This is a genomic window from Nitrincola tibetensis (genome assembly GCF_003284585.1).
GTDB lineage: Bacteria > Pseudomonadota > Gammaproteobacteria > Pseudomonadales > Balneatricaceae > Nitrincola > Nitrincola tibetensis.
The window spans coordinates 55,199-79,732 of sequence record NZ_QKRX01000002.1 but is presented as its reverse complement, the minus strand read 5'-3'; the positions used below and the strand labels follow the sequence as shown (position 1 = coordinate 79,732).

Annotated in this window: 12 protein-coding genes; all 12 read right to left on the bottom strand. The window is 45.7% G+C overall.

Going from position 1 to position 24,534, the window contains the following annotated elements:
• Positions 1 to 14 precede the first annotated feature (14 nt).
• Positions 15 to 5,234 (bottom strand): glycosyltransferase, encoded by a 5,220-nt coding sequence (locus DN062_RS02590; RefSeq protein ID WP_112157280.1) that lies wholly within the window; start codon positions 5,232 to 5,234, stop codon positions 15 to 17.
• Between the two features lie 63 nt (positions 5,235 to 5,297).
• Positions 5,298 to 6,581, bottom strand: coding sequence for a UDP-N-acetyl-D-mannosamine dehydrogenase (gene wecC, locus DN062_RS02585; protein ID WP_112157279.1), 1,284 nt, complete (start codon positions 6,579 to 6,581; stop codon positions 5,298 to 5,300).
• Positions 6,582 to 6,608: 27 nt separating this feature from the next.
• Positions 6,609 to 7,739, bottom strand: a complete 1,131-nt coding sequence (wecB, locus tag DN062_RS02580) for a non-hydrolyzing UDP-N-acetylglucosamine 2-epimerase (RefSeq protein WP_112157858.1) — start codon at positions 7,737 to 7,739, stop codon at positions 6,609 to 6,611.
• Between the two features lies 1 nt (position 7,740).
• A complete protein-coding gene (locus tag DN062_RS02575; RefSeq protein WP_112157277.1) occupies positions 7,741 to 8,040 on the bottom strand; it encodes a hypothetical protein in 300 nt (99 codons plus the stop codon).
• A gap of 1 nt (position 8,041) precedes the next feature.
• Positions 8,042 to 10,522 (bottom strand): coiled-coil domain-containing protein, encoded by a 2,481-nt coding sequence (locus DN062_RS02570; protein WP_112157275.1) that lies wholly within the window; start codon positions 10,520 to 10,522, stop codon positions 8,042 to 8,044.
• Positions 10,523 to 10,670: 148 nt separating this feature from the next.
• Complete coding sequence (locus tag DN062_RS02565) at positions 10,671 to 11,840, bottom strand: KpsE/RkpR family capsule polysaccharide export protein (RefSeq protein ID WP_112157274.1); 1,170 nt, start codon at positions 11,838 to 11,840, stop codon at positions 10,671 to 10,673.
• A complete protein-coding gene (locus DN062_RS02560) occupies positions 11,837 to 12,529 on the bottom strand; it encodes an ABC transporter ATP-binding protein (RefSeq protein WP_112157272.1) in 693 nt (230 codons plus the stop codon). Before DN062_RS02560 ends, DN062_RS02565 begins: the two co-directional genes overlap by 4 nt.
• A complete protein-coding gene (locus DN062_RS02555; protein ID WP_239995670.1) occupies positions 12,526 to 13,314 on the bottom strand; it encodes an ABC transporter permease in 789 nt (262 codons plus the stop codon). Before DN062_RS02555 ends, DN062_RS02560 begins: the two co-directional genes overlap by 4 nt.
• A 62-nt stretch (positions 13,315 to 13,376) precedes the next feature.
• Positions 13,377 to 15,065 carry a polysaccharide biosynthesis/export family protein gene (locus tag DN062_RS02550; protein WP_164498067.1) on the bottom strand — a complete coding sequence of 563 codons (1,689 nt, stop codon included), beginning with the start codon at positions 15,063 to 15,065 and terminating at the stop codon, positions 13,377 to 13,379.
• 31 nt (positions 15,066 to 15,096) lie between these two features.
• Positions 15,097 to 15,507 (bottom strand): DVU3141 family protein, encoded by a 411-nt coding sequence (locus DN062_RS02545; RefSeq protein WP_112157270.1) that lies wholly within the window; start codon positions 15,505 to 15,507, stop codon positions 15,097 to 15,099.
• Positions 15,508 to 15,646: 139 nt separating this feature from the next.
• Positions 15,647 to 16,978, bottom strand: coding sequence for an aminotransferase class I/II-fold pyridoxal phosphate-dependent enzyme (locus DN062_RS02540; RefSeq protein WP_112157268.1), 1,332 nt, complete (start codon positions 16,976 to 16,978; stop codon positions 15,647 to 15,649).
• Positions 16,975 to 24,495 (bottom strand): type I polyketide synthase, encoded by a 7,521-nt coding sequence (locus DN062_RS02535; RefSeq protein WP_112157266.1) that lies wholly within the window; start codon positions 24,493 to 24,495, stop codon positions 16,975 to 16,977. The genes DN062_RS02540 and DN062_RS02535 overlap by 4 nt, the downstream gene beginning before the upstream one ends.
• Positions 24,496 to 24,534: the final 39 nt, after the last annotated feature.

Below are 24,534 nucleotides of genomic sequence, written 5' to 3'. Positions count from 1 at the left end.
ACCTAATATGTATTTTAATTTAACAACTTAATTATCTCATGTGAAATTGAGATAATGCTGAAATTTGCTTTTGCAATACTCTTAAATCTGGCCTGATCTCCCGAGCTTGCTTTTATGCCATCAGCCGCAGCCTTAACATCCGTGTACACCCACTTCTTTGGGTAAATCTCATCTGCTCCTTCCCACGGCAGAATGATTGGTGTGCAGCCTGCTGCAGCCCCATCAGCAATGGTGAAATGGAAACTTTCAAAGTCACTTGTCGATAGAACAAAATCAATTCCAGCGTACCACTCTGGCATATCATTTCCATGGGGATCAAAGATCACCGCACCTTTAAGAAGAGGATCATTTTCAAGTCTTTGATATTGAGCTTCATACCACGCCAATTCATCTGGGCGATTTGCCATCCAAGCGAACTCTTCGGGTCGTTTACCTTTTATTCTAATAATGTATTCTTCATCATCTTGACGAAGTTCACGCAATATATCTAACGCCAAATCTAGGCGTTTACTTTGAGGAACAATGCCGACAAACCCAAGTACTTTCGTATTGGTCAGCTTTCTTGGTACTGACTGAAGTGCATCTACATCCACACCGTTGTATATAACAACACCATTTTTTTTAAGAACAGGATTGCGCTTTTGGGCATGTCTTAACATGTGTGGTCCAACAAAGATAACCCTTTCAAACCTTTCAAATGGCACATTTTCAAAGAGTGCGCTGCGCAACTCTTGTGCATGCAATCGACCGACTAACTTCTGCCCCGGCAACTTATGTTTGCCATACCAAATAGCATTACCTAAAGTCCATTCGCAAAAGACGGTATCTGCTTGTTTGATGAGTCGTTTACTCGCGTCTTCATTATGTTGGTTATGACCTGTCCAGAAATCTAACAACACCCTAAAACCTGCATTTGTAAAATGAGGATAGAAGGGTTTGATAAATTTAAGGTCATGACCTGCAATCACAACCGTTTTCTTGGGTGTTACATTAGGTGCAGTTTCATGCAAGCGTGTTGGTTTTCTAATGGCTAGGGTTGATTGTTTTTCTGCCCAAGCGGCTATGTTTTCCAGCTCAACAGATGATTGCAGTTGCAATAACTGTAAGCCTCTATCTATCTCGTTTTCTTCTAAGGCAACACCAGGCCATTGTTGATCTTTAAGGCTTGTGTCTCTTATAAATCCTAAACGAGCATGTTGGGTGTAGGTTGTTGGCCATGCGAGATCTTCTAAATCCTCTTCTTCTAAGTCTTCTAAGGCTTTAGGATTTGCGTAAAGCCAAAGACTGTTAGGGGGAGTCGAGGTATCGCTTATATCGCCACATTGAATACCCGCTGCTTGTAACTCAACTTTTGTGCCATCTAACCATTGATGTGCAAACACAGCAAATGGTCGTAGCGTTTGTTGTAATATGCACTTGACAGCCGTTTGTGTTATTTCATCAGATACTAGGTTTACATTTGGAGGTTGCGGTGCATCAATCACCATACCCGCTGTTCTAAGCATCTGTGTCAAACGAAGCTCAGTGGTGTGCGCACGCATAATAGCCCTAGCACCTTTCAGTGCAACACGCCAACGATAGGCAGGGTGCTGCATTAGGTTCTCTAATGCCTGAGCTGCTTCGCTTTCAGTTTGTATAACATGGCCTGCATTTTCTAAATAACGATTCATGCCCAATGCTGGGCCTGAGATCATAGGTGAACCACAGGCTGCTGTTTCCACCACTCTGCGCGAGAACATGGTTGGTGAATCAAGTACCGAGTTAACATTAATTTGAACAGGATGCGATTTATAGGCTTGAATCATCTCTTCATAAGATAAGCTTCCAGCAACATACCCCCCTAAGCCGCCCGGATATTTGTAAGGAGATTCAGGATCATCATGTTGTCGATCATAAATTGTCAATCCTAGAGGCGCTGCCGCACTCATGATTTTATCCATGTACTCGGTGCGCTCTGGGTAGCGTTTACCGTAGTAAGTGCCACCATATGCGGCCGTTTGCTGCCATGGCCTTGTAGATGGTAGCAAGTTATGAATTTTCGGTGATGCATAGAAAGGACAGCTGCTTGCTGTTTGCGTGATGGCATTCGGTGTCCCCAAATAAGGAATAATACGACGGCTATCCGTGGTAAATACATGATCACACATACTAGCAGCTTTACGGAAACGATCGAAATGAACTGGGTCTTCTTTGTTCCAAAACAGTGAAGGGATACCTTGCTTGCGACAATAGGTTAACAAAGCTGCTAGAGGTGCAAACTCTTCATCGCTGTAGTATCCAACTTTTTTATGCCATTCCCAATCATTACCCTTCCATGCAGATTCAACGAACATGGCATCAATCGGTTGCTGTGAAAGCTCTTGTTGCCAGTTATCTGGTGATAGTCTAACCACTTTAACGGCACTGGCTAAAGTATCAGTCGTGAATTGATCTGCAATCAAACCTATGGTGATCTGATCTAGGGTTTTACATTGAGTTTTTCGTTGTGATCTTGACTTAGCTTGTTGATGCAACAACCTATTAATGAAAGAGCTGTAATGACTAGTGACTTGATTCCAGGTACGCTCTTTTTCTATCCATTGACGGGCGGCTTGACCTAACCGCTCACGCTCATTCGGATTTGCGATTAACTCTTTTAAGGTTTCAGTTAAGGATGCAACGCTATCTTTCTGGAACAACCGACCGCGTTCATTGTTGCCTGCAAATACTTTATGCGGCGATACATTTGAAAGCACCACTGCCTTCGCCATCGCCATGGCTTCTAGGGGCTTAAGTGGGGATACCATTTCAGTGACCGCAGACGAGAGTCTAGGAATAGGCATAATATCCATGCACGCCAAATAGTTAGGCACTTGATCAAATGGGATTCTGCCCGTAAAGCGGCATTCATTTTCGATTTTAAGCGCTTTTGCCTTAGCCTTAACAAGATCGATAACTTTGCCATCACCTACTAACACAAAACGGAACTCAATCTCCGCTTTCTTAAGCTCTGCTAAGGCTTCTAGCAGTAATTCTAAACCCTCGTAAGCTACGGCACTACCTGCGTAACCTATAACAGGAATATTTGGTTTTATATTTAGCTGCTTAAGTAATTTAGGATCAGCCGCTTTGGGTTTAAATCTATCTGCATCTACGGCATTAGGGACGACTTGGATACGATCCCTTGATGTTCCACGAGCAACCAGTTCATCGGCTAACTCTTCTGTAAGCGTAATGACTAAATCAGCTTCACGTGATGCCAGTGATTCCAATGATTTCATCAAATGATAGCGATCTGAATCCATCCACTCTGGTTGTGTCGAGGCTTGAGTAACCTCCCAAAGGCCTCTGACTTCATAAACAAACGGGAGCCCTAAACGCCTAGCAGCCATAAGTGCAGGAAGTGCAGTAATATGGTTCGATGCAGCGACTATTACCTCTGCACCCGAGGTTTGCGCTTCCCTCAAGAAGTGGTCTGCAGTTTCTGCTAAATAACGGTCCAATGGTGTTTTAGCGAGGCTCCACCCCGCACAGGCGGTATAGGTAATGCCATCAACCTCTTCAAGGTGGTAGCCTTTGCCTGCAACGTTGATATTCGCATCCCAAGGAAAGCCTGTACGAGTTGTTGCGTTGACTTTCCAACCCGATTCTTTTAACCCGACAGCAATACCATGAGACCGCGTTGAATAACCGTTAGTTGCATGAGGTACAGATTGATGTAAACAATAAAGCAAATGCTTACGTCGTGTCATTAGACCCGCATTAGGTTGTCTTGGAGGTAATTTCCACCCCTGCTGAAGTCTTGCCAAGCCTTTCACAAATTCATGAAAGTCACGCTGCGTCTTATCCAGCTTCACTTTATTGGCAACAAGATGATCGAGGATCTCAAGAGTTTCGTTTAGGTTACCCTGTTTGTAGAAGAGTTCAGTTGCAGTTTTGTAGGTGGCCGTGTTTAGATCGATCGTGGCGGATTTTCCAAGTCGTTGATTGGTAGTTGCACCCAACAGCGTTTTCCCTGCTAACTTAGCAATGAGAGTTTCTAGATTAGATGACATCCGTAAAGATACAGGTTTTGGCGCAGCCATATTCAATAGTTTTTTAAGCTCTATTGATAAGCTTTCACTGTTTTCAACCTTAAATGAATGAATATGATGATATTTATCAGCATATTCCATCAGCGCTTCAACATCAGATACAAGTAAAGGCTTTCCATATGTAAGGACCTCAACGACTTTCATCGGAGGGACAATATTACACACTTTTAACTTCTTACGTGGTATGACTATCGCATCAACTAAAGCGTAGTAATCACCCACTTGTTCATGAGGCACGCGCCCCACTTGAATCACCCAAGGCTGATCAGATAGTGTTTTTGGTTTGCCGGTATCTGCCAACTTGACAGTTAAGGGTTGATCATCGCCGACAAGTAAAAGTTTGAGTTTCTCTCCCTGTTCAATCAATTTAGCACATGCATCCAGTAATGTCTCAAGACCTTCGTAAGTACTAAAACTTCCGATATAGCCAACAACCTTTTCGTGCTCTTCTATCCCTAACTGTTTTATCAGTGCCTGATCTATACTCTTAATCTCAGGTAACTCACTCACGCCATTTGGCACTAAATGAATTTTTTCAGCATCCACTCCACGACCAATAAGTTCATGCTTCATAGCATTATTGAGCGTAAACACAGATTCTGCCTGCATCGAAACAAACGTATCTCGCTCCTTTTCAATTAGATACTCTTCTGTATCTGCATATCCGGGCTCACGTGCATCACGCGAAAGTTCCCAAAAACCACGCACCTCGTTGTGAAATGGAATACCAAGACGCTTTGCTGCAACCCAAGCAGGCAGTCCTACTATCCAATTTGAAGCCGCTAAGACAACGCTAGGACGATACACTTGAAAAAGTTCAATGAACTTTTCAACACTCTTTTCAAACTGTTTTTGTGCATTATGTGCTTTTTCCCACAAGCGACTGTGGATGTAGCGCACACCATCAACTATCACTTCTGGTGCGATGTCTTTTGTAATATCTTTATTCAACTCCCACGGGCGACCAGGCTTAACAAAACATAGCACCTCAAACCCATGTTCGTTAAGGGCCTTAGCCAAGGCTTGAGTTCTGATTGCATAGCCATTGCTTGCGTAGCTTTGACCGTGACTGACAACGTATGCAATACGGTTGTGAATTGGAAGAAAATTTACTGCTGACTGCTGAGCACACTGCTGAGCAAGCTGAAGAAGCGCATCCATATTACAAAAGACCTCAGGGTATTCCTTAGTGCAGGCATCTAACCGATGCCTGCGGATCATTATTTATTTTATGTTAAGTAAACCAACAGCATCAATTATATGAGCTAAATTGATCAGTTTTGCCGTGTTTTCAATAAAGAGTTTATGTTTAACAAGAACGGCAACAACATCAGCTTGGACTAGCGCTTCATCAAGGGAAACTAAAGAAGCTGATTGAGCGAGTGTTTTAGGTAATTGATGTATGTTCGGCTCAACGATCATCAGCTGGCAGCCTAAGGCGGACACTTGCTCTGCAATGCCCATAGCAGGGCTCTCACGCAGGTCGTCGATATCCGGCTTAAACGCAATGCCCAAACAGGCAACCTTGATTGAGGCTCTCGATACATTGGGTTTATTTTGATGTATTTGATCGAGTTGCTGTTTAATCTGCTCTAGTACCCACTTAGGCTTATCATCGTTGACTATTCTGGCAGTCTTAATCAGACGAGCATGCTCTGGGCATGAGTCAACAATGAACCATGGATCTACGGCTATACAGTGCCCACCAACACCTGCACCCGGCTGCAGAATACTCACACGAGGATGACGATTAGCGAGAGCGATAAGCTCCCAAACATTAATATTAAGTTCATGACAGATAGTTGAAAGCTCATTCGCAAATGCAATATTGACATCTCGGAAACTATTTTCCGTTAACTTTGCCATTTCAGCAGTGCGAGCGTTAGTAACGACACATTCACCTTCAACGATAATTTTATACAGTTCAACTGCGCGCTGTGAACACTTGGACGTCAAGCCACCGATCACTCGATCATTTTCAACGAGTTCACGTATCACATGTCCCGGCAAAACACGCTCTGGACAATGCGCAATTCGGATATCCGATGACTCACCATGTGTTTGTGGAAAAGTTAGATCAGGACGAGCCTCCGCTAGCCATGCGGCCATTTGCTCCGTTGCACCAACGGGACTGGTTGACTCTAAAACAACAAGATCGCCTGATTTTAATACGGGTGCGATCGCCTTACTTGCGGCTTCGATATAACTCAAATCGGCTTTATGGCTATCACCTTCAGTGTCGTGAATAAAAGGTGTAGGCACTGCCAACATAAAAGCATCAGCAGGTTCAGGTTTTGTAACAGCTTTTAAAAATCCTTGTGATACAGCTGCACGGACAACTATATCCAACTCAGGTTCAACGATGTGTATTTCACCTTTGTTGATTGTGTCAACAGCATGTTGATTAACATCGACCCCTATAACAGGTTGTTTTCTAGATGCAAACACAGCCGCTGTAGGTAAACCGATATATCCAAGACCCACAACTGAAATTGTTTTAAAACTCATTTAGAATTCCTTTTGTAAAGTAAAATATTAAAGACTTGCAAGATAATCGCGTATACGAAGACATGCTTGACCATCACCATACGGATTGTGAGCAAAACTCATGGTATTGTATGCATCTTGATCACGTAAAAGACGAGTCAGTTCCTGAGTAATCACATTAGAATCTGTTCCCACCAATTTAACAGTGCCCGCTTCAACCGCCTCAGGCCTTTCAGTGGTATCTCGCATGACCAACACAGGCTTTCCTAAAGACGGCGCCTCTTCCTGAATTCCACCTGAGTCAGTGAGAATGATGTGAGCTTGGTTCATTAAATACACAAAGGGTAAATAATCTAAAGGGTCGATCAAATGAATGTTATCAATACCTGCCAATAAACGATTGACGGGCTCTTGTACATTTGGATTTAAGTGAACTGGGTAAACGATTTCAACATCAGGATGACTTAACGCCGTGTTAGCAAGTGCCTGACAGATCCGCTCAAATCCACCTCCGAAACTTTCTCGACGATGGCCTGTAACCAATATCAATTTTTTTGAAGAGTCTAAAAATTCAAATTGAGTATTGAACTGACTGGAAAGGGTCTGATTGCTCTTAAGCTTTTCAATAACTTCGAAAAGCGCATCAATCACCGTATTGCCGGTTACGTGAACACACTCGAGACTGACACCTTCATTGAGCAAGTTTTGCTTTGACGTTGACGTAGGAGCAAAATGAATATTAGCAAGTGCACCCGTTAGTTTGCGATTACCTTCTTCAGGCCAGGGCGAATAAATATTGCCAGTTCTTAACCCCGCTTCCACGTGACCAACTGTAATTTGCTGATAGTAAGCTGCTAAAGTGGTGGCGAAGGTCGTGGCAGTGTCACCATGAACAAGAACAACATCAGGTTTAAAATCTAAAAAAACCTGTTTAAGCCCTTGTAGAATACCCGTTGTAATATCCGTTAAATCCTGACCGGGCTTCATTAAATTAAGATCAAAATCAGGTGTTAATTCAAACAGTTCTAAAACCTGATCCAGCATTTCTCTATGCTGTGCAGTTACACAGACTTTGGCATCAAAACGCTCATCAGCCGCTAATTGCAAAGCTAAGGGGGCCATTTTAATCGCTTCTGGTCGTGTACCAAAAACAGTCAGTATTTTTTTAGGCGTTTGCATTTCACTTAACATCCATAAGTTTGTGTTGAAGTTCCTGAGACTGCGTATAATAGTACTCGAGTAATGCTTGTGTCTGAATTAACTGTGTTTTTTCAGAAAGTGTGACAGATTCTTGATCGGTAGATAAAGCAGAAGGCGTATCTAATGATAAATAGCGCTCGCATATAGTAATATTTTCTTTAAAGAGCTCTTCACCATAGGCATCACTGGCTTTTTGGTAATACTCTTTTGCCTGTTGATAGTTTCCTTGTTTGAAGTTCTCAACTGCTAATTTAATCAAAGTCCCCATGATTTTTTCCATATTAAACATTTATATTTAGTAAGAGAGTATTCGTAGTAAGCGCTAGCCTCTTTTTACTAAACACCAACTCTCTTTTTTCCAGCAACTCGTCCCAACGCTTTTCAGTTTCTGCATTGAAACTATTGTCTTTATCAACAATTAGTATTTGCAACTGATGGGCAGACAGGTATTTGAGTAAGTGCGTTAAAACGGGGTAGCGTGATAGACAGCCATCAAGCGTGTTTGGCCCTTCAACTAACACAAGAAACTTTGCAGTTCGCTGGCTAAAAACATGGGCAAGATGTTGCAACTTTGCTTTACAATCGTAAAACAAGAAATCTTCACCTTTATGTCTATAATCAACCAGTGGACTAAAATTAAGGTCTACTAGATTATGAAATGAGCTGTTATTTAGATCAGTCTGAAGCTGTGATGTCTGTTTTTTATCATGTTCAAAACAGATGATATGCCTTGGCAAAGTATCTAACTTTTCCATATCTAACTGATCGTGAACAACTAGCTTATGATTTTCAGTTTTTTGGAATTGCTGTTTACGAAGCGCCTTGGCAAGTAACAGGGTGGTTGCACCTGTACCAAATTGCAAAATACAATCAGAATTCGTTGAATGTATTTTTTCAGTTAGATACAAAGCCAAATCCGAGGACAGCCCTGTATTTTGAAGTACTAAAGGCTGACCATCATTTGCAAAGTAACTCTGCAAACCCACAAATGACTCAATCTGCTTTGATGAATTCGTGACCATTCGGGTGACATGTTGTCCAAGCGCATTGGTATTTTGATTAATTTGCTCACTTTGCTTGGTTAGCAGATCTACAAGTTTAGACTCCAACAAATCCAAGTGTTTTTTCGCGGTGGCTTCGTTCTCTATTAAGGTCTTTGCATGATCAAGCTCTTTCTGTAGAGATGCATTTATAACAGAAAGCTCTTTAATTTTAACTTCCCCTTCTTCGGCCTGTTTTCGACGATTAATAAAGTACTGGTGCGTTTCATCAAGCTTTGCTTTTGTCTTATCCAACTCATCTTTAATTTTAGTATAAGCTTCTTCTTGATCTGATAGTTTTTTTTCAGAGTCAGCTTGTATTTTCTTTAAGGTTTCTTGTAATTCGACTTTCGATTTTTTTTCACTTTGTAACACTAGGACTTGATCACTAATATTTTTTTCAAGCCCAACTATAGCTATTTTTTTTGTATCTAGGTCAACAAGTAGCTCTGATATCTGTTTTTTCAACCCTTCAACTTCAGTATTGTTTTGAGTTTGATTATTTTCAATCTGGATTTTTAATTGTTTTACGTCTTCATTATTTTTAAGTGCAGACTTTTCTAACTCATTTTTTACTTGGCTGAGCTGTTCTGTAAGCTGACTAACAGCATCATCTAAACTTTCGTTCTGTTTTGATAAAACAGAATTATCTGCGAGTAACGCAGCGAGCTTAGATTGCTCCTCCTTAAGTAGATTAGCCAAGTCTGCTTTTTGTTCGCGCTCAGTAGACAAAAGATCAGCCTGAGCACCATGTTCTACTTTTAAATCATCGAGTGCAGATGAGACTGACGAATGAATAGACTCTAAATCTACGATCTTTTTCTTTAATTGATCAATGTCTTCATTCTTCTTAAGTATCGTCGCATCTAACTCACTTTTCAGTTGACTTAGCTGTCCTGTAAGCTGACTAACGGCATCATCCAAACTTTCTTTCCGCTTTGACAACGCTGAATGATCTGCAAGTAACGTAGAAAATTTTTCTTGTTCTTCATTAAGCTTATTAGACAAATCTACTTTTTCTTGGTGTTCAGTACATAGAAGATCAGACTGCTCAGCGACTTTCTTTATCAAATTAGTATTTACTTCCTGCAACTCTTTATTCTTAATAAACAAAGCGCTACGTTGAAAAACAAACACAGGTCGATCAAAATCTGTGTTTTCATCCTTAGCCTCAATAACAAACCCTTGCTCTTCCATCCAACTCTTGACCTCATCAGCCGTAGACTCACTCTCATACAGAGCGGATCTATTCGCATGTACACAAACTTGAGTAAAGACGGATAATTGATCGTGTACCTCAAGATGTGTAAGAACGTCTAAACTAATACCAGGCAAATCGACAACTAACAAAGCACCTTCACTTATTTTAAGGTTTTGAACTAAAGTATTAATGTCCTGAACGTTTTTTTCCACGCTGCTGAGCTGTCGTACACTTGGAAAAAACTCAGTAAGGCTTGTCGCTCTCCTTACGCTGTTCAACTCACTTAATGAAAAGACAAAGAAAGGTTTTGTATTAGCTTCTACATCAACAACAGCTTCTACCACTTGAACGGATGGGTTAGTTTGATAGCTTTCTCTTAACTCTTGAGCAATCTCAGCATCCCCTTCAACCAAAATGATTCGCTCAATTTTTGAATCCTGATAAAAGGCAAGCTCAGAGCAGTACCCTGCTCCTAGATGAACAACCGTTTTTATTGACTGATCTAGTTTTATATTTTGCATAGGATTTCCATTTTGAGCACTTTGACAAAAGTTCTGTATCGATTTGGTACGCTACCGCCCGGTCGCGGTACTGACACGTCAGTAACAACCTCGGGAAAGGATCTGTCGATGTCAAACAGGCTGCGACAGACAGCCAAGGTTAAACGGGTTAATCCAAATGATCTTTAATGATCAACACTAGCATTTGCGTAATAATGGCTAAGAACAACGCAATAATTACAAAGACAGCTGTGTTATACACACGTCTTGGCTCTACCGCATACTCGGCTAAGCTTGGACTTTGCAATACTGAGATTTGCTTAAGCTTTCGTGCTGCATCTATACGGGTGTTTTCTAACGCCGCTAATGCCCCAGAATAGCTCTCTTTTGCGAACTGTGTTTTTAGCTCCAGCAGTTGGTATTCAGAAGAAATTGTATTGAGCGCCCCACCAGAAGCCTGCGCCATACGTGCACGCTCTTGATTGATTTGCTGGTTAAGTGCTTGTATTTCACTGTCCACCCGGACCACTTCTGGTGACCTTGCACTTTGAAAGCTCAAGAGAGCGCTGCGACGCGCTTGTAGGTTTGCTAACTGAGACTCTAGCCCTGCTACCACAGCATTAATGCTTTCAACAGTTCCCTGTGGAGACACTAAACCACTTTGGTTTTGATATTCGATTAAGATACCTAAGGCCTCATCGAACCGTTCACTCAACTCGTTAACTTGTATTTCTAAAAACCGAATTTGCTCTTGAGCAAGGCGTTGGCCCATATTATTCATGTGCTGCTCGCCTTCGACTAACAAGAGTTGAGCGATTGATTGTGCTGTTTCCGCATCAAAAGCCTCAACCCTAACACGCAAAACCTGCGCGTAATCGTCTAATTCAACTGAAACTCGCTTTTTAAAGTACTTATGAAAGTCTTCCATGGGTAGATCGGGTCGGCTCATGCGACTTAACCAATCAATCGAATGCCCGCTTTGGCCTGAATAATGAGCCCGAACATCCAACTGTGCTTGTAACTTATTTAACATATCCACTGAGAGTAAATGATCTCTAAGGAGGAGCATATCACCACGCCCTTGAGCACCGCCGCCACTAATCAGGGATTGAAAAGTTAGTGTAGGCGCAGCAATCTGCGGGCTTTCCAGAACAACATTGGCCTCAGACACAAATCGATTGGTTGCAATCAGGTTCCAATACAGACCCGCTATAATTGAAAAGACGATGGCTAGAAACCAATGTGGGTAGCGTTTTATAACCTGCAACGTAACCGGGTTGATCTTTCCATGCTGTTGGCTTGCCAGTCGACCGCCCTTGTAAACTGATGAATCACTCATGATGATGTTGGAACCTTAATTGTTCGATTTTTTAAACTATCGGTGTAATCACTTAGTGCCTCGTTGACGTCTTCATACCAACGTGCTTTACCATCGTGCACCCAAACGCCCGCTTTACACAAATCTTTGATAATGCCTTCACTGTGCGAGACGATGATCAAGCTGGACTTACCCACCCGTTTTTTAAAGGCTTTAGTTGCTTTAGCTTTAAAAGCTTTATCGCCCACTGCGGTTGCTTCGTCAGATAGATACACGTCAAAGTCAAACGCCAATGATAAACCAAAGCGTAAGCGCGCTTGCATACCCGACGAATAGGTTTGAACTGGCTCATCAAAGGATTTTCCTATCTCCGCAAAATCTTGCACGAAGGCAATAACACGTTGAATTTCTTCATCACCACCACCCATGACTCTTGCTACAAATTTGACATTCTGACGGCCTGTCATAGATGGCTTAAAACCACCGGATAATCCTATAGGCCAAGACACACTGCATTTACGCCAAATATTCCCGCGCGTTGGTGAGTCCATACCCGCAATAAGTCGAAGCAAGGTGGATTTACCTGCACCATTATGACCAATAAGGCCAACGCTAACTTTAGGAGGAATGATGAGGTTTATATCTTTAAGAATCCAATCATTAGCAATATGATGGTGGTAGCGCTTCCACATTTTATGGATCTTAATCATTGCGCTTTCAACCTCATTTCAAAACGAATGTGCAGCATTAAACCCAGTGTGACAGTGCCAATTATCCAGTACCATAGATACAAAAGGTTAATTCCTGGCAAGGTAACGTAATGCTCAAAAAAACCAAGACGAAGAAGTTCTATACCATGAGCAATTGGATTCATTAACACATACGGCTGAAGAAAATACGGAAGCATTGTCACGGGTAGTATAACCCCCGATAAAATCATAAGAGGGAAAGACAATAGTTTAACGACAATTCCAACTTCAGCAACAAGGCCTGCAAGAGCAGACACCACTAAACCTATGCCGAGCCCCAGCAACCATAAGGAAACCCAAGCAAACATGGCCTCTAAGGCTAGATCGGGAATGAGCTTTAAATCTAAGAGATAACCACCCAAGATAAACAGCACCAGAATGAAGCTTTTTAGAATCCCCTCTAAAAAGCAACGCACCAGCACCGAATCCACAGGCTTAACTTGACGATACGCGAATAGACCACTATTTGCTTCAACCGCTCCTAAAGAACGCATCATATTTTCTCGGAACAGAAAGAATCCAAGAAGACCGACAATTAGCCAAGGCACAAAGTCAGCGTTATAAAGCATACGAGTCCGGCCTAGGATGACTGTTCGAACAAAAATCATAGCTGTTACAAACATAATCGGCTCAGCCAACATCCAAAACCACGCCATACGGTCAGCCATGGTCCGCGCAACAGCCTCGCGCATAAACATTGCGTACCAAACCGCTCTCGTCACTTGCCAAGGCGTACGTTTCTTCACAACTGGCTCCCTTTTACTACGAAGACGTCAGCCAGCACTGACGCCTTCAAATTCCGATGGGTTTACAGGTCCAACACCACTTTTGCAACCGCAGCCATATTAAACACAATTTGGCTGATAACTGAGGCCAACTGCAGATTCTTAACAGGCACTTTTGGCAGTACAAGAATCTCGTCGCCTGCACGCAAAACAATGTTCCGAGCTTCCACGACTTCGCCATTTTGGCGGATCACCAACACCTGATTAATATCTGCGTGTTGAGTAAAGCCACCCGCACCATCAATGTACTCATAGGCGGTTAAACCAGGTGTAAATACAACAGATTGAGGCACGCGCACTTCGCCGCTGATTAAGACAGCATCGCTGTATTCTGGCAGTGTGATGATGTCGCCATCTTGCAGGCGTATATCGCTGATTTGATCATTGCGCGCGACGACTAAGCGCCCTGTGGGCTCAACCTGCGATGCTTTTTGCACAAAACGTGATATCAACTCTGACTCAGTGACCCGAATCTGCGCCTCTTGTGCTGTCGATGAAGAGGCACCTAAATAGGTGGCTTCTAAGCGGTTGAGGCTATCAAGCAAGGATTGTTTTTGCCGCTCTGCCACACTCACACGACGCAACGAAACGCTGTTCACATCGGTTAGGGTTTGTGGCACGGCGACGGCGCTCAGCAGTTCATGCAAGCGTGCGTCTTTTGGCAAGGCATAACGTGAAGGGCCGTAAAAGCTGCCTTCTAGCTGTACCACAATCGTTTCGTCACGCTGGTCTGCACTAAAGAGTAGCTCATCCCCACTTTGTAAACTCTGCTGCGGAAATTCGCCAATATCGTAGTACACCGAGATGGGCCCTTGTGTACGCCCACCTCTTAGCAGTACATGCGACACGCCTGATTTAAGGCGTGCAAGGCGCAACAAGGCTTCACCGGATAAATCGGAGGGAGTTAGTTCATAATGGTATTCACGCTGGACATCGCCAGTCACAGTCACGCTCGGGCCACGTTCCTCAATCAAGATGGTATCGCCATCTTTAAACTGTGGCCGGACCAGCTTGCCTTCAATTAAAAAGTCGTACAGATCCGCTTCAGCGATGACTTTATTCTGGCGCAGCACCTTCACACGTCGGTAACTGCCCAATTGATCGTCAATTCCACCGGCTTGATCTAAGAAATACAGCAGGGAGTCATTTGGAGTGCCCGCATAACGCCCGGGGTGAGTTACATAACCTGCAACAAACACCGCGACAGGCTGTACGCCCTGCAAGTTCGTGTAGACATTAACATTCTCGGGGTAAACACTCAGGATAGCCGACTTAACCCGTCCGTTTAACTGGCTGTTGCTAAGCCCCTTAACACTAATGGGACCAATGGATGGGATAAAAATATTGCCTTGTGCATCAACGGGCAATACACGCTCTAGTTCGATAGCACCCCATACACGCAACGTGACTTGATCGCCCGGTGCAATCATGTAGTCATCATTTAAGCCATCGGAACGCAACCCACTAAAGCCGCCCGTAAACAAATGCGAGCCAAAGGGGCGAATGTCGCCAGTGATGGCTGCCGCAGGAACTGGGCCATAGGTGCCAGTACTCCACTGGCTACGCGTTTGTTCCTCTACCCGCTCGGGCACGGCGATGGCACGGTCACCCGTAGGTAAAATGCCGGAGTCGGTTAAGCTTTGGGCTCCGGCCCAAGCACTCATGAATACACTACTGATCAGAACAACACGATGTAAAGTTTTACGCAACATAATCCGTTTCTCTAGGCACGATGGCTATAGGTTATCCATGGCTTGACGTATTTAATATTCGAGTAACAGGCCGTACTTCTTGCCACTGTTGAGCCGATGTTTGGCAGGCCAAATGCTCTGATGCTTGACCTGATATATCTCGAACGAAGAAGGCACGACATAAGCGACCATTCGCTGAAAAATAAGCATCTTGCAGTTCTATTTCGACGTTGTTTCCCCAAGGTGACGTGGGCAAAGCGATCAACGATGCCTGAAGGCTGTCTGAAAAATACTGGCTGATATCAGCGGGCAAAGGCGGGTAAGCAGAGGGCGACAAAACCGTGCTGGCTCTTTGATTAGAGTCGTGTTGGGGGTTTTGCGGGAACTGAGCGCATGCACCCAATAAAAGGATGAGTGAGCCCAAGACCAATGCCTTGGTATGAGCTGAAGAGATTGAAACCATTATGACCTTGTCTCCCGTAGATTCCTTAGGGGTTACCTTCGCTAAATAAGACTTTTCTTATTCTCTCTCAGCAAAACTGCAACGAAATGGTAACCCTATTCAGACTTTGCGGCTAGTAAAAATTGAGTCAATCGTTTAATTACTGCCAAATCTTAGATAAATTGTTTAATGTATAGTCAATTTGTTCGTAGCTATGCTGTGAACTTAAAAAGAAACGTAAACGTGCGCTCTTTTCAGGGACGGCCGGATACAAAATAGGCTGCACATTGATACCGCGATCAAACAACTCAACCGAGAGCTGCCCTGCTTTTAACGAGCTGCCCGTCAAAATCGGCACCACGGCCCATCCCAAGCTATGACCCGTATCAAACCCCTTAGACTTGGCTTTGTCTAAAAAATAGTCCGACACTAGCTTCAGCTTAACAATTCGCTCCGGCTCTTGCCGAAGGATTTGCAAACTGGTCAAGACGGGAGCCGCTACTTGAGCCGGCAAACCAACACTGTATAAAAAACCAGGTGATAAAGTTTTCAGCATATCAATCAAGGCTTGGCAACCGGCAATATAGCCACCACAACCTGAAAGGCTTTTGCTAAACGTTCCCATCCAGATATCCACTACATGCCCTGGTAAACCAAAATGCTCTCGCAGTCCCATTCCAGTAGAGCCCATCACACCAAACGAGTGAGCTTCATCCACCATGAGCCAAGCATCATAGCGATTCTTTAAACTCACCAACTCCGGCAGATCTGGGAAATCCCCATCCATGCTGTACAGACCTTCAACGATGATTAACACTCGCTCGAAGTGCGGACGCTGCGCTTCTAGGATGTCTGCAAGTGAGCGCATATCATTGTGCCTAAAGGCAATACGCTTTGATCCGGCAAGCTGGGCACCCACCACGCTGCTGTTGTGAATGTACTCATCATGCACAATAAGGTCTTTAGGACCCATTAAAAAGCCAATGCTGGATACGTTGGTCGCATGACCACTGACAAAGGCAACAGCATCATCGACGCCATAGGTGTCCGCTATTTCTCTCTCTAAGGCTTGATGAATAGGACGTTCGCCTGCCACCATACGGCTGGCAGAGACCGAGGTTCCATAGCGCTCCACTGCTTCAATCGCCGCTTGATTGACACGTGGATCGCCCGATAAGCCTAGATAGTTGTAACTTGCAAAATTAATGCACTCTCGTCCGTCAATGCGTGTTGTGGCACCTGCGCAACCTTCATGCACGCGAAAAAAGGGGTCTTTCACGCCTAAGCGCTGAGCGCCTTCTCGCATAATCGAGATTTGCTGATGCGCAGGATGACGCGTAAAGTCGACAAATCGAGAGCGTCGCTGACTTCCCGAGAGTGTCAACTTTTCAAGCAATCCTTGGCTTTCATCCTGAGCACTTTCTAACTTGCGCTGCACCGACCTTTCGATCAACTTTTGTTTAAGCTGTTCGGATAAGTTCTTGCGTTTCATTCAGACAAGGCCCCTTCAATACTGACTCCGTGGCTACGTGCCATTTGCTCGACAGTGACATCGTCGCTTCCTTCGTCCGTCGCCTGCAACTTATCGATCAACATTTGGCTTAGCTTCGAGAGTGAAGAGGCTTCGCTTAAGGCCATGACGGGCAATTGCAATCCGAATCGATTGTCAATTGCGGTCATGAGTTCTACGCCCATGAGGGAATCAAATCCCATATCATATACCGAACGTTCCGTGTCGATTTTATCTTCCGAGATTAACAAAATTTTACTCAACTCCGTTTTTAACATATCCATAAGGGTCCTTTTAAATTCCTCTGGCGGCAGAGTGTGCATTAAATGTTCTATATACGCACGCCCTTCCGCATCCTGATCAAGATCCCCTGCAAATGCGGCCACCTCTTTAAACTTGGGCGAGTCTGCCGTTGGCAAAAAGCGATTTAAAGCACTCCAATCCAGCTCCATAACACCTAACAAGGTGATCTTGCGCTGCAACTGTACTTCTAGAATCGATAGCGCCACATCTGACTTCAGTGCATCTCCACCCATGCGACTTTGCAAGGATTCTTTGATTTTTTCATTTCGGGCTAAGAAACCCACATCGTCTATAGCTCCCCAACGCACGCAGGTGGCAGCAAGGCCCTGCTGTTCACGAAGGCTAGCTAAGGCTTCTAGACCTAGATTGGCTGCAACATAATTGCTTTGTCCTGGATTACCGAACAAGGTTGTGGCGGATGAAAACAATACAAACAAATCCAGATCTAATGCATGTGTCAATTCGTGCAAATAAAGTGCACCTTGCATCTTCGGCTCAAAGACGTGACGTATTTGAGCTTCGGTCAGATTGAGCGCCAGGCCATCTTCAAACACCGTTGCAGCATGCACCACCCCTCTAAGCGGCGGCAGATGTGCCTCGATTTCTGACAAGAGAGTTTCGATGGCAGATTTTTGGGTAACATCGCAGGCACGACGCACCACTTGCACGCCCTGCGCTTCTAGTTCCTTTAGCCTTGCACAGGCATCTTCTTGAGCGATACCGGAGCGATTGACGAGCACAAGATGGCGAGCGCCCTTTTCAACCAGCCATTGCGCAGTTCGCAAGCCAAAGCCACCTAAACCACCCGTGACGAGATACGTCGCATCTGCATTTAAACGCAGTGGCGACAGGGTCTGACTGGGCGCTTGTTTGCTGCTCTTGGGCTGCTGAGGATAGTTAATGACAACTTTTCCTATCTGTTTGGCTTGCTGCATGTAGCGGAAGGCTTCGACAACCTGATCCGCACTAAAAAGGCTGTAAGGCAAGGCAAAAAATTGCCCCTCTTCAAACAGCGCCATCATTTCTCTGAACAGGCGCTGCGTGAGTGCGGGTTTTTCTTTCATGAGCTGATCGGAATCAATACCGAAATAGCTAATATTGTTGCGGAAGGGACGCAACCCTATGGCCGTATTCTCATAAAAATCACGCTTACCCAACTCCATAAAGCGCCCAAAGGGCTTGAGCACACGCAGGTTTTGATTAATGGCTTCCCCTGCCAACGAGTTCAACACAACATCAACGCCTTTCCCATCTGGGGTATCGGCAAGAATTTCTTCAGCAAAGGTCAGTGAACGCGAATCATAGATTTTATCGACGCCCATCAGCGTTAAGAAATCACGTTTTTCTTGCGAGCCAACGGTGGCATAAATCTCGGCTCCTAACCATTGTGCAATTTGAATGGCCGCCACGCCGACACCACCCGCAGCCCCATGTATTAGAATGCGCTCACCCGGCTCCATTCGAGCTAAGTGCTTGAGAGCATAGTAAACCGTGAAGAAAGTGGTTGGAATGGTGGCTGCCGCTTCGTAGCCCAAGCCTTCTGGCATGAGGGAAAGTGTGTCGGCCGATGTGACAATGCTGGTGCTAAAGCTGGATGGCCCAAAACCAACCACACGGTCACCCCTAGAAAACTCTGTGACCTCATCGCCCACATCCAGCACGTAGCCCGAAAACTCAAGACCCAGACTTGGACCTGAGAAGCCATTTTCGATTGCTTCGTCTGACAAGAGCCCCAAAGCATACATCACGTCACGGAAGTTAAGCCCTGTTGCCTTAACTTTAACAGTCAAGTCTCTAGGCCCCATCGCCTTTAAGGGTTTGGTTTGCCACGCCAGATTTCGCAACTGCCCTGGCAGTTTAAAGCCCAGCGTCAAGGCTTCGCCAAGCTCTCGCGTGTTGGACTGAGCAGACGTTAAGCCATATGTCTGAGGCTCAATACGCAGGCGTGGGGCCAAGCGCGCGCCCGAGGGACTGATGACAATTTCATTTTCGGCATCTGGATAAAGTAAGGATTCGACCAAGGCCGTTAAAATATGACGACTGGGTGAAATACTGGGCACATCGATGAGTCGGAGCTGTGTTTGACCCACTTCGTTCATTAAGGTACGGACAAAACCCCACACCATAGCGCTTGCCAACGAGGTATCGGATGCGGCAAAAGCTTGCTTGCTGAGCGGCTGATCCACTGGGAGCGTCGCGCCCACTCCACTGGTCACTACCCATATCGATACAGGCAGGCTTAAGGATTCTGACAAACGCAATAAATCCAGCAGCTGACTGCAACGCGCTACGCTGCAGTTAACTGCATGCTGGTGCGGTTCGGCAATGAGAACCCAGTGTAACACGCCCTCTCCAGAACATTCAGTGACACGCTGGGTAAGGCACTCGATATCGGTAAATGACTCGGCTGATTGCTGGTGCGCTTCCATTACTCCAACCAAGGCCGAACCGAGCGCTGTGTGCTCTTCGGTACAGGCGTCTTCGATAAAGAACCACTGGCGCTTCGTCTCTGCATCATCAGATAGACTCGACTCAATCACTTCAAGCTGACCCTGTGGATGCACCACAGACAAACGACACAGAGTCATCAGCCAGCCGCTTGACATAGGTTGAAGGTCAACACGACCGTCTACAACCCAGCCCATTTCCGCTAAGATGCTAGACCACTGTTCAGCACTGGCTTGTTGCGATTGATGACTGTCGATCCACCATTGATCTTGCAGCCCATAAATAAAGTCTAACCACAAGGCTGGATGATGATGTATGACCAACAGTTCAGCGCCGGGCATCAAGGACTCACTTAAGAGTTTGAGCTGCGCTTGACCTTCATGAAGACTCATGGAGTCCAAATGCACTATGGCAAGCTGCGGTCCCTGCGATAGGCTTAAACGAGACTGACCATCTTGTAGCTGCACAACATCTGTGAGCGGATAGGATTCGAGAATAAGGTTTGCTTGATTGATGGCATCCGATTCAAAGGATGCAAATACATAGTCTGCAACGTTAAAGTCGAGAATTTTAGATATTTTTTCACCAAACAACGGCGATCCTGAGCTCATCTCTATGATGGATAAGCGCTCACCTTCAGGAAGGCTGGGCGTTTGCGCCGCCAACCAGTTCGAAATTTCTGTGGTCAGCAAATCAACGGCGTCTGAGCCTGGCATTTGCTTGAGCAGCTCGGAGTAACGTTCTTGTGTCAATTCCAGTTCGGCGCTGTCGGCCTCACCTGATAGGTAAGCATTTAACCCTAAACTCAAACGCCCCATTAAGTGCGTCATCGAGAAATAGGCTGGGTACTCTTGCACCAGCGCATTCCAGATCTCATCTGCGCCAACTTCAGGTGGGGCGACCAACTCCCAGCCATGCTCATTGACCTCCAGCAACATTTGTTTTTCTGCCAGTTGACGCAGACGCAGGGCTAAAGGCGTATCTGGCCAGTCGTTAATCTGCCCGTTTTCATCCGCGTAGCTCTCAAAAATCTGACACAGAATGGCATCGGCCATGCTATCAAGAAGCGGTTCAATATCGGTGGCATAAACATCCTTACTAAAGGCTTTTTCACACCCCTGTTTGAATTGATTCAACACATCTTCGGTCAATAATGACAAAGGTTGACGCATGTGCGGCAAGGGGGCTGGCGTAAGGTAATAATTTAACCAACTAACGGCCTGCTGCTGGCTTTTACGTAAAGGGACGGCTTTAAAACGCACATCTTGCAAGACAGCTAAAGCTTTGCCCTGCTCGTTGAAGATTTCGACACTGGCCAATAACGAGTGGGGCGAGCGCTTTAATAAACGAACACGCGTCAGCGCCGGGCAGCTGCCTTGATGCTCAACAGCGACCTGAATGCGACCCACTTGCGTCGGCACAAAGGCCAAGCCATCGTAATCCTGAGCATGCTGTTTAAGCAATGGAATAAAGAGCTGAAACGCACTGTCGAGCACGCCTGGATGCAATACAAAGTCAGGCAAACTGGCCTTGACCTCTGGCGAAAGCTCAAAGCGACCAATCACCTGATCCTGATCGACCCAACCGGACTGCACCGCCTGAAAGGCCGGACCGTAATCAAGGCCAATTGAACTGGCGGCTTGGAGGTGGGCTTCTCGCGTGAAATCAGGCACGCGCGAAGGCAGCACAGGCGGTGCAATCGCCAATGATAAACCACGTGATTGAGAGATCACTCGCCCGCGTAGGTGTGCGTTCCAATCTTCATCTGAGCCACGCTCACGCGATTCAACCCGCAACTGACCCGAATCTGACAGTAGATGCAAACGCACCATTTTACTGTGCTGCTCACTCAACAGCAGCGGTGACAAAATCTCTAATTCCTCAACTTCGAGCACATCACGCGCCTGAGCGGACAAGGCCGCTGCCAACGCCAGATCAACAAAACCAGCACCAGGAAAGAGCACACCATCACCAACCTTATGGTCTGCCAGCCAAGGCTGACGCTGGGTATCCAATTCGGACTCCCAAGACATGGGATGATGCTTTAGACGATAGCCCAAAAGTGGATGCTCGTAATGTCGATAGAGCAACCCCATTGACTCACTGGTTACTGGGTGCCAAAAACGATCGCGCTGCCAAGGATAATTTGGCAAGTCAACACAGCGGCCAGCCACAGGGAAAGATTGCGAGAAATTCTTTAAAGCGCCGCTCAGCAATATCTTAGCGTATGCGCTCTGCAACCTGTGCAAGCGGTCTTCATCACGCGACAAGGTGGAGACCACAAGTCCATCTAGCGACTGCGCTCTAAGCCCTTCGTTGATATAGCCACTTAAAACGGGGTGCGCCCCTATTTCAACAAACACAGTGTTTCCCTGCTCAAGCAAGGCAGCAATGGATTGTTTGAATAAAACGGGCTGTCGAATGTTGTGCCACCAGTATTCAGCCTTAAGTTCACACCCTTCGAGCTCAACACCGGTAACGGTGGAGTAAAAAGGAATACGGGTCTGTCCTGGCTGAATGCTATCAAGTGCTTCAATCACGCCCTTTTCTATAACATCCATAAACTGACTATGAAATGCATAGTCGAGATCCAAGCGTTTTAGGCGCACGCCTTTCTCTTTTAGCTCGGCTTCCAGCTCTGTTAATTGCTGGATGTCGCCTGCAAGTGTAATGCCCTTGGCTGAGTTGATGCCTGCTAAATTAATGGCGTTGAAGCGGGGTTCATCTAGGTAAACTTGAATTTCGTCACTTGAGCAGGCGACCGCCGTCATTTGCCCAGCACCTGCCGTTTTGCCCTGATAGGCACTGCGGAAGTAAATCACCTTTACGGCATCCGCTAACGACAGCGCGCCACTGGCCCAAGCGGCGGCTACTTCACCAACACTATGGCCCGTCACGGCAACAGGCACAACGCCCTGTTCTTCAAAAAAACGCGTCATCCCGACCTGAATGGCAAACAAGGTGGGCTGCGCCACTTCTGTTTTGACCAAACGGCCAGTACCATTTAACCCCTGCAACTCATCAATAATTGAAAAGTTGGAATAGGTTTGAAAATGCTGATTGACCTCTTCAACCGCAAGGCGAAACACGGCAGATTCATTCAGCAGATGCTTACCCATGGTTTCCCACTGACAACCATTCCCCGAATAGACAAACACAGGGCCTTGCGCATTTGCCAGATAATCCCCAGCAAAGACGGACTGTGCGGTGTTGTCTTCAGTGAATTGCTTTAACTTCTGAGCAGCATCGGCCTTGGATGAGGCCAGTACAAGCATCGCTTTGTGGTGTTTTTCGCGACGGAATGTGGCTGTCCAAGCCAAATCGTAAAGCGAGTCAGGGCTATCGACAAGGTGATCCACCCACAGCAGGGCCATGGCTTTTAAGGCAGCATCAGAGCGGGCTGACAGCATGAGCGGTAAAGGACTGTCGCATTCGGCCGCCGCATCCGTTTGTAAAGATGATGCAGAGGAATCAGATTCGGGACTCATTAAAATGACATGCGCATTGGCCCCCCCAAAACCAAAGGAGTTAATCCCGATAACAAGTGGATCTGTTTTGGACAGCACACGATTTTCAGTGACAACTTCAATATTCCATTCATCAAATAGAATTTTGGGGTTGGCATTTTTAACGCTAATGGTTGCAGGCACGATGCGGTGATGAATGGAGTAAAGCGCCTTGGCAAGACCCGCAACGCCCGAAGCCGTTTCTAAATGACCGACGTTACTCTTAACCGACCCTATGGGTAACGGCTGCGTTCGCAACTTACCCAGTGCTTCACCTATGGCGCTCGTTTCGATCGGATCACCCACAGATGTCCCCGTACCATGGGCTTCTAGATAGGTGATTTGATCGGGACGAATACCCGCCTCTTGATAGGCTTTTTGCATAAGTGCTATTTGTGCCGCAGGATTCGGAATGGTTAAGCCTGATTTATTGCCATCGGCATTGGCGGCAGTCCCTGCGACGACAGCCAGAATGGGATCACCATCGGCCAGGGCTGCTTCGTATTCTTTTAACAGGAAAATACCACCGCCTTCGGAGCGAACATAGCCATCGCCTGCTTCGTCAAACGCTTGGCAACGGCCTGTTTTGGATAGCATGGTCGCCTTTGAAAAGACCATAAAACCAAATGGATGCAGATGAAGGCTAATCCCCCCCGTAAGGGCCATGTCTATTTCGCCAGATACGATAGCGCGACAAGCTTGATGAAATGCAACTAAGGATGATGAGCAAGCCGTGTCCATGGACATGCTTGGGCCGTGCAAATCGAATAAATACGAGATACGGTTAGAGGCAATACTGGAGGCGGTACCTGTGCCAGTATTCGCATCAATCGCCGACATATCATCGGCATAACGATAGGCATAGTCGACACTGGCAATGCCAACAAATACACCGCATTGACTGCCACGCAATGAAGATGGCGGGATACCCGCGCTTTCCATGGCTTCCCAGCTCATTTCCAACAGCAGACGCTGCTGTGGGTCCATGTGAGTGACTTCGCGTGGTGACAAACCAAAAAAACCCGCATCAAAGCCGGACACATCCCCTAAACTACCCGCAGCAAAGGTGTAGCTACTGCCAAGGTGGCGTTTATCTGGATGCAAAAAACTGTCTTTGCCCCAACGATCAGAGTCTACTTCTGTGACTAAGTCTTTGTTCTCCAACAAATCCTGCCAGAAACTATTGGCTGACGTGCCGGGTATACGCAGTGAACATCCGACTATGGCTACACGTCTTTTCATTAAAAACAACTCCAACGTAGAGCAAAAAACTCTATTTTA

What these genes read in the sequence shown, in the direction of transcription:
- DN062_RS02590 (WP_112157280.1), bottom strand. Translation starts at nt 5,234, where the DNA reads ATGGATGCGCTTCTTCAGCTTGCTCAGCAGTGTGCTCAGCAGTCAGCA.
- wecC (WP_112157279.1), bottom strand. Translation starts at nt 6,581, where the DNA reads ATGAGTTTTAAAACAATTTCAGTTGTGGGTCTTGGATATATCGGTTTA.
- wecB (WP_112157858.1), bottom strand. Translation starts at nt 7,739, where the DNA reads ATGCAAACGCCTAAAAAAATACTGACTGTTTTTGGTACACGACCAGAA.
- DN062_RS02575 (WP_112157277.1), bottom strand. Translation starts at nt 8,040, where the DNA reads ATGGAAAAAATCATGGGGACTTTGATTAAATTAGCAGTTGAGAACTTC.
- DN062_RS02570 (WP_112157275.1), bottom strand. Translation starts at nt 10,522, where the DNA reads ATGCAAAATATAAAACTAGATCAGTCAATAAAAACGGTTGTTCATCTA.
- DN062_RS02565 (WP_112157274.1), bottom strand. Translation starts at nt 11,840, where the DNA reads ATGAGTGATTCATCAGTTTACAAGGGCGGTCGACTGGCAAGCCAACAG.
- DN062_RS02560 (WP_112157272.1), bottom strand. Translation starts at nt 12,529, where the DNA reads ATGATTAAGATCCATAAAATGTGGAAGCGCTACCACCATCATATTGCT.
- DN062_RS02550 (WP_164498067.1), bottom strand. Translation starts at nt 15,065, where the DNA reads ATGTTGCGTAAAACTTTACATCGTGTTGTTCTGATCAGTAGTGTATTC.
- DN062_RS02545 (WP_112157270.1), bottom strand. Translation starts at nt 15,507, where the DNA reads ATGGTTTCAATCTCTTCAGCTCATACCAAGGCATTGGTCTTGGGCTCA.
- DN062_RS02540 (WP_112157268.1), bottom strand. Translation starts at nt 16,978, where the DNA reads ATGAAACGCAAGAACTTATCCGAACAGCTTAAACAAAAGTTGATCGAA.
- DN062_RS02535 (WP_112157266.1), bottom strand. Translation starts at nt 24,495, where the DNA reads ATGAAAAGACGTGTAGCCATAGTCGGATGTTCACTGCGTATACCCGGC.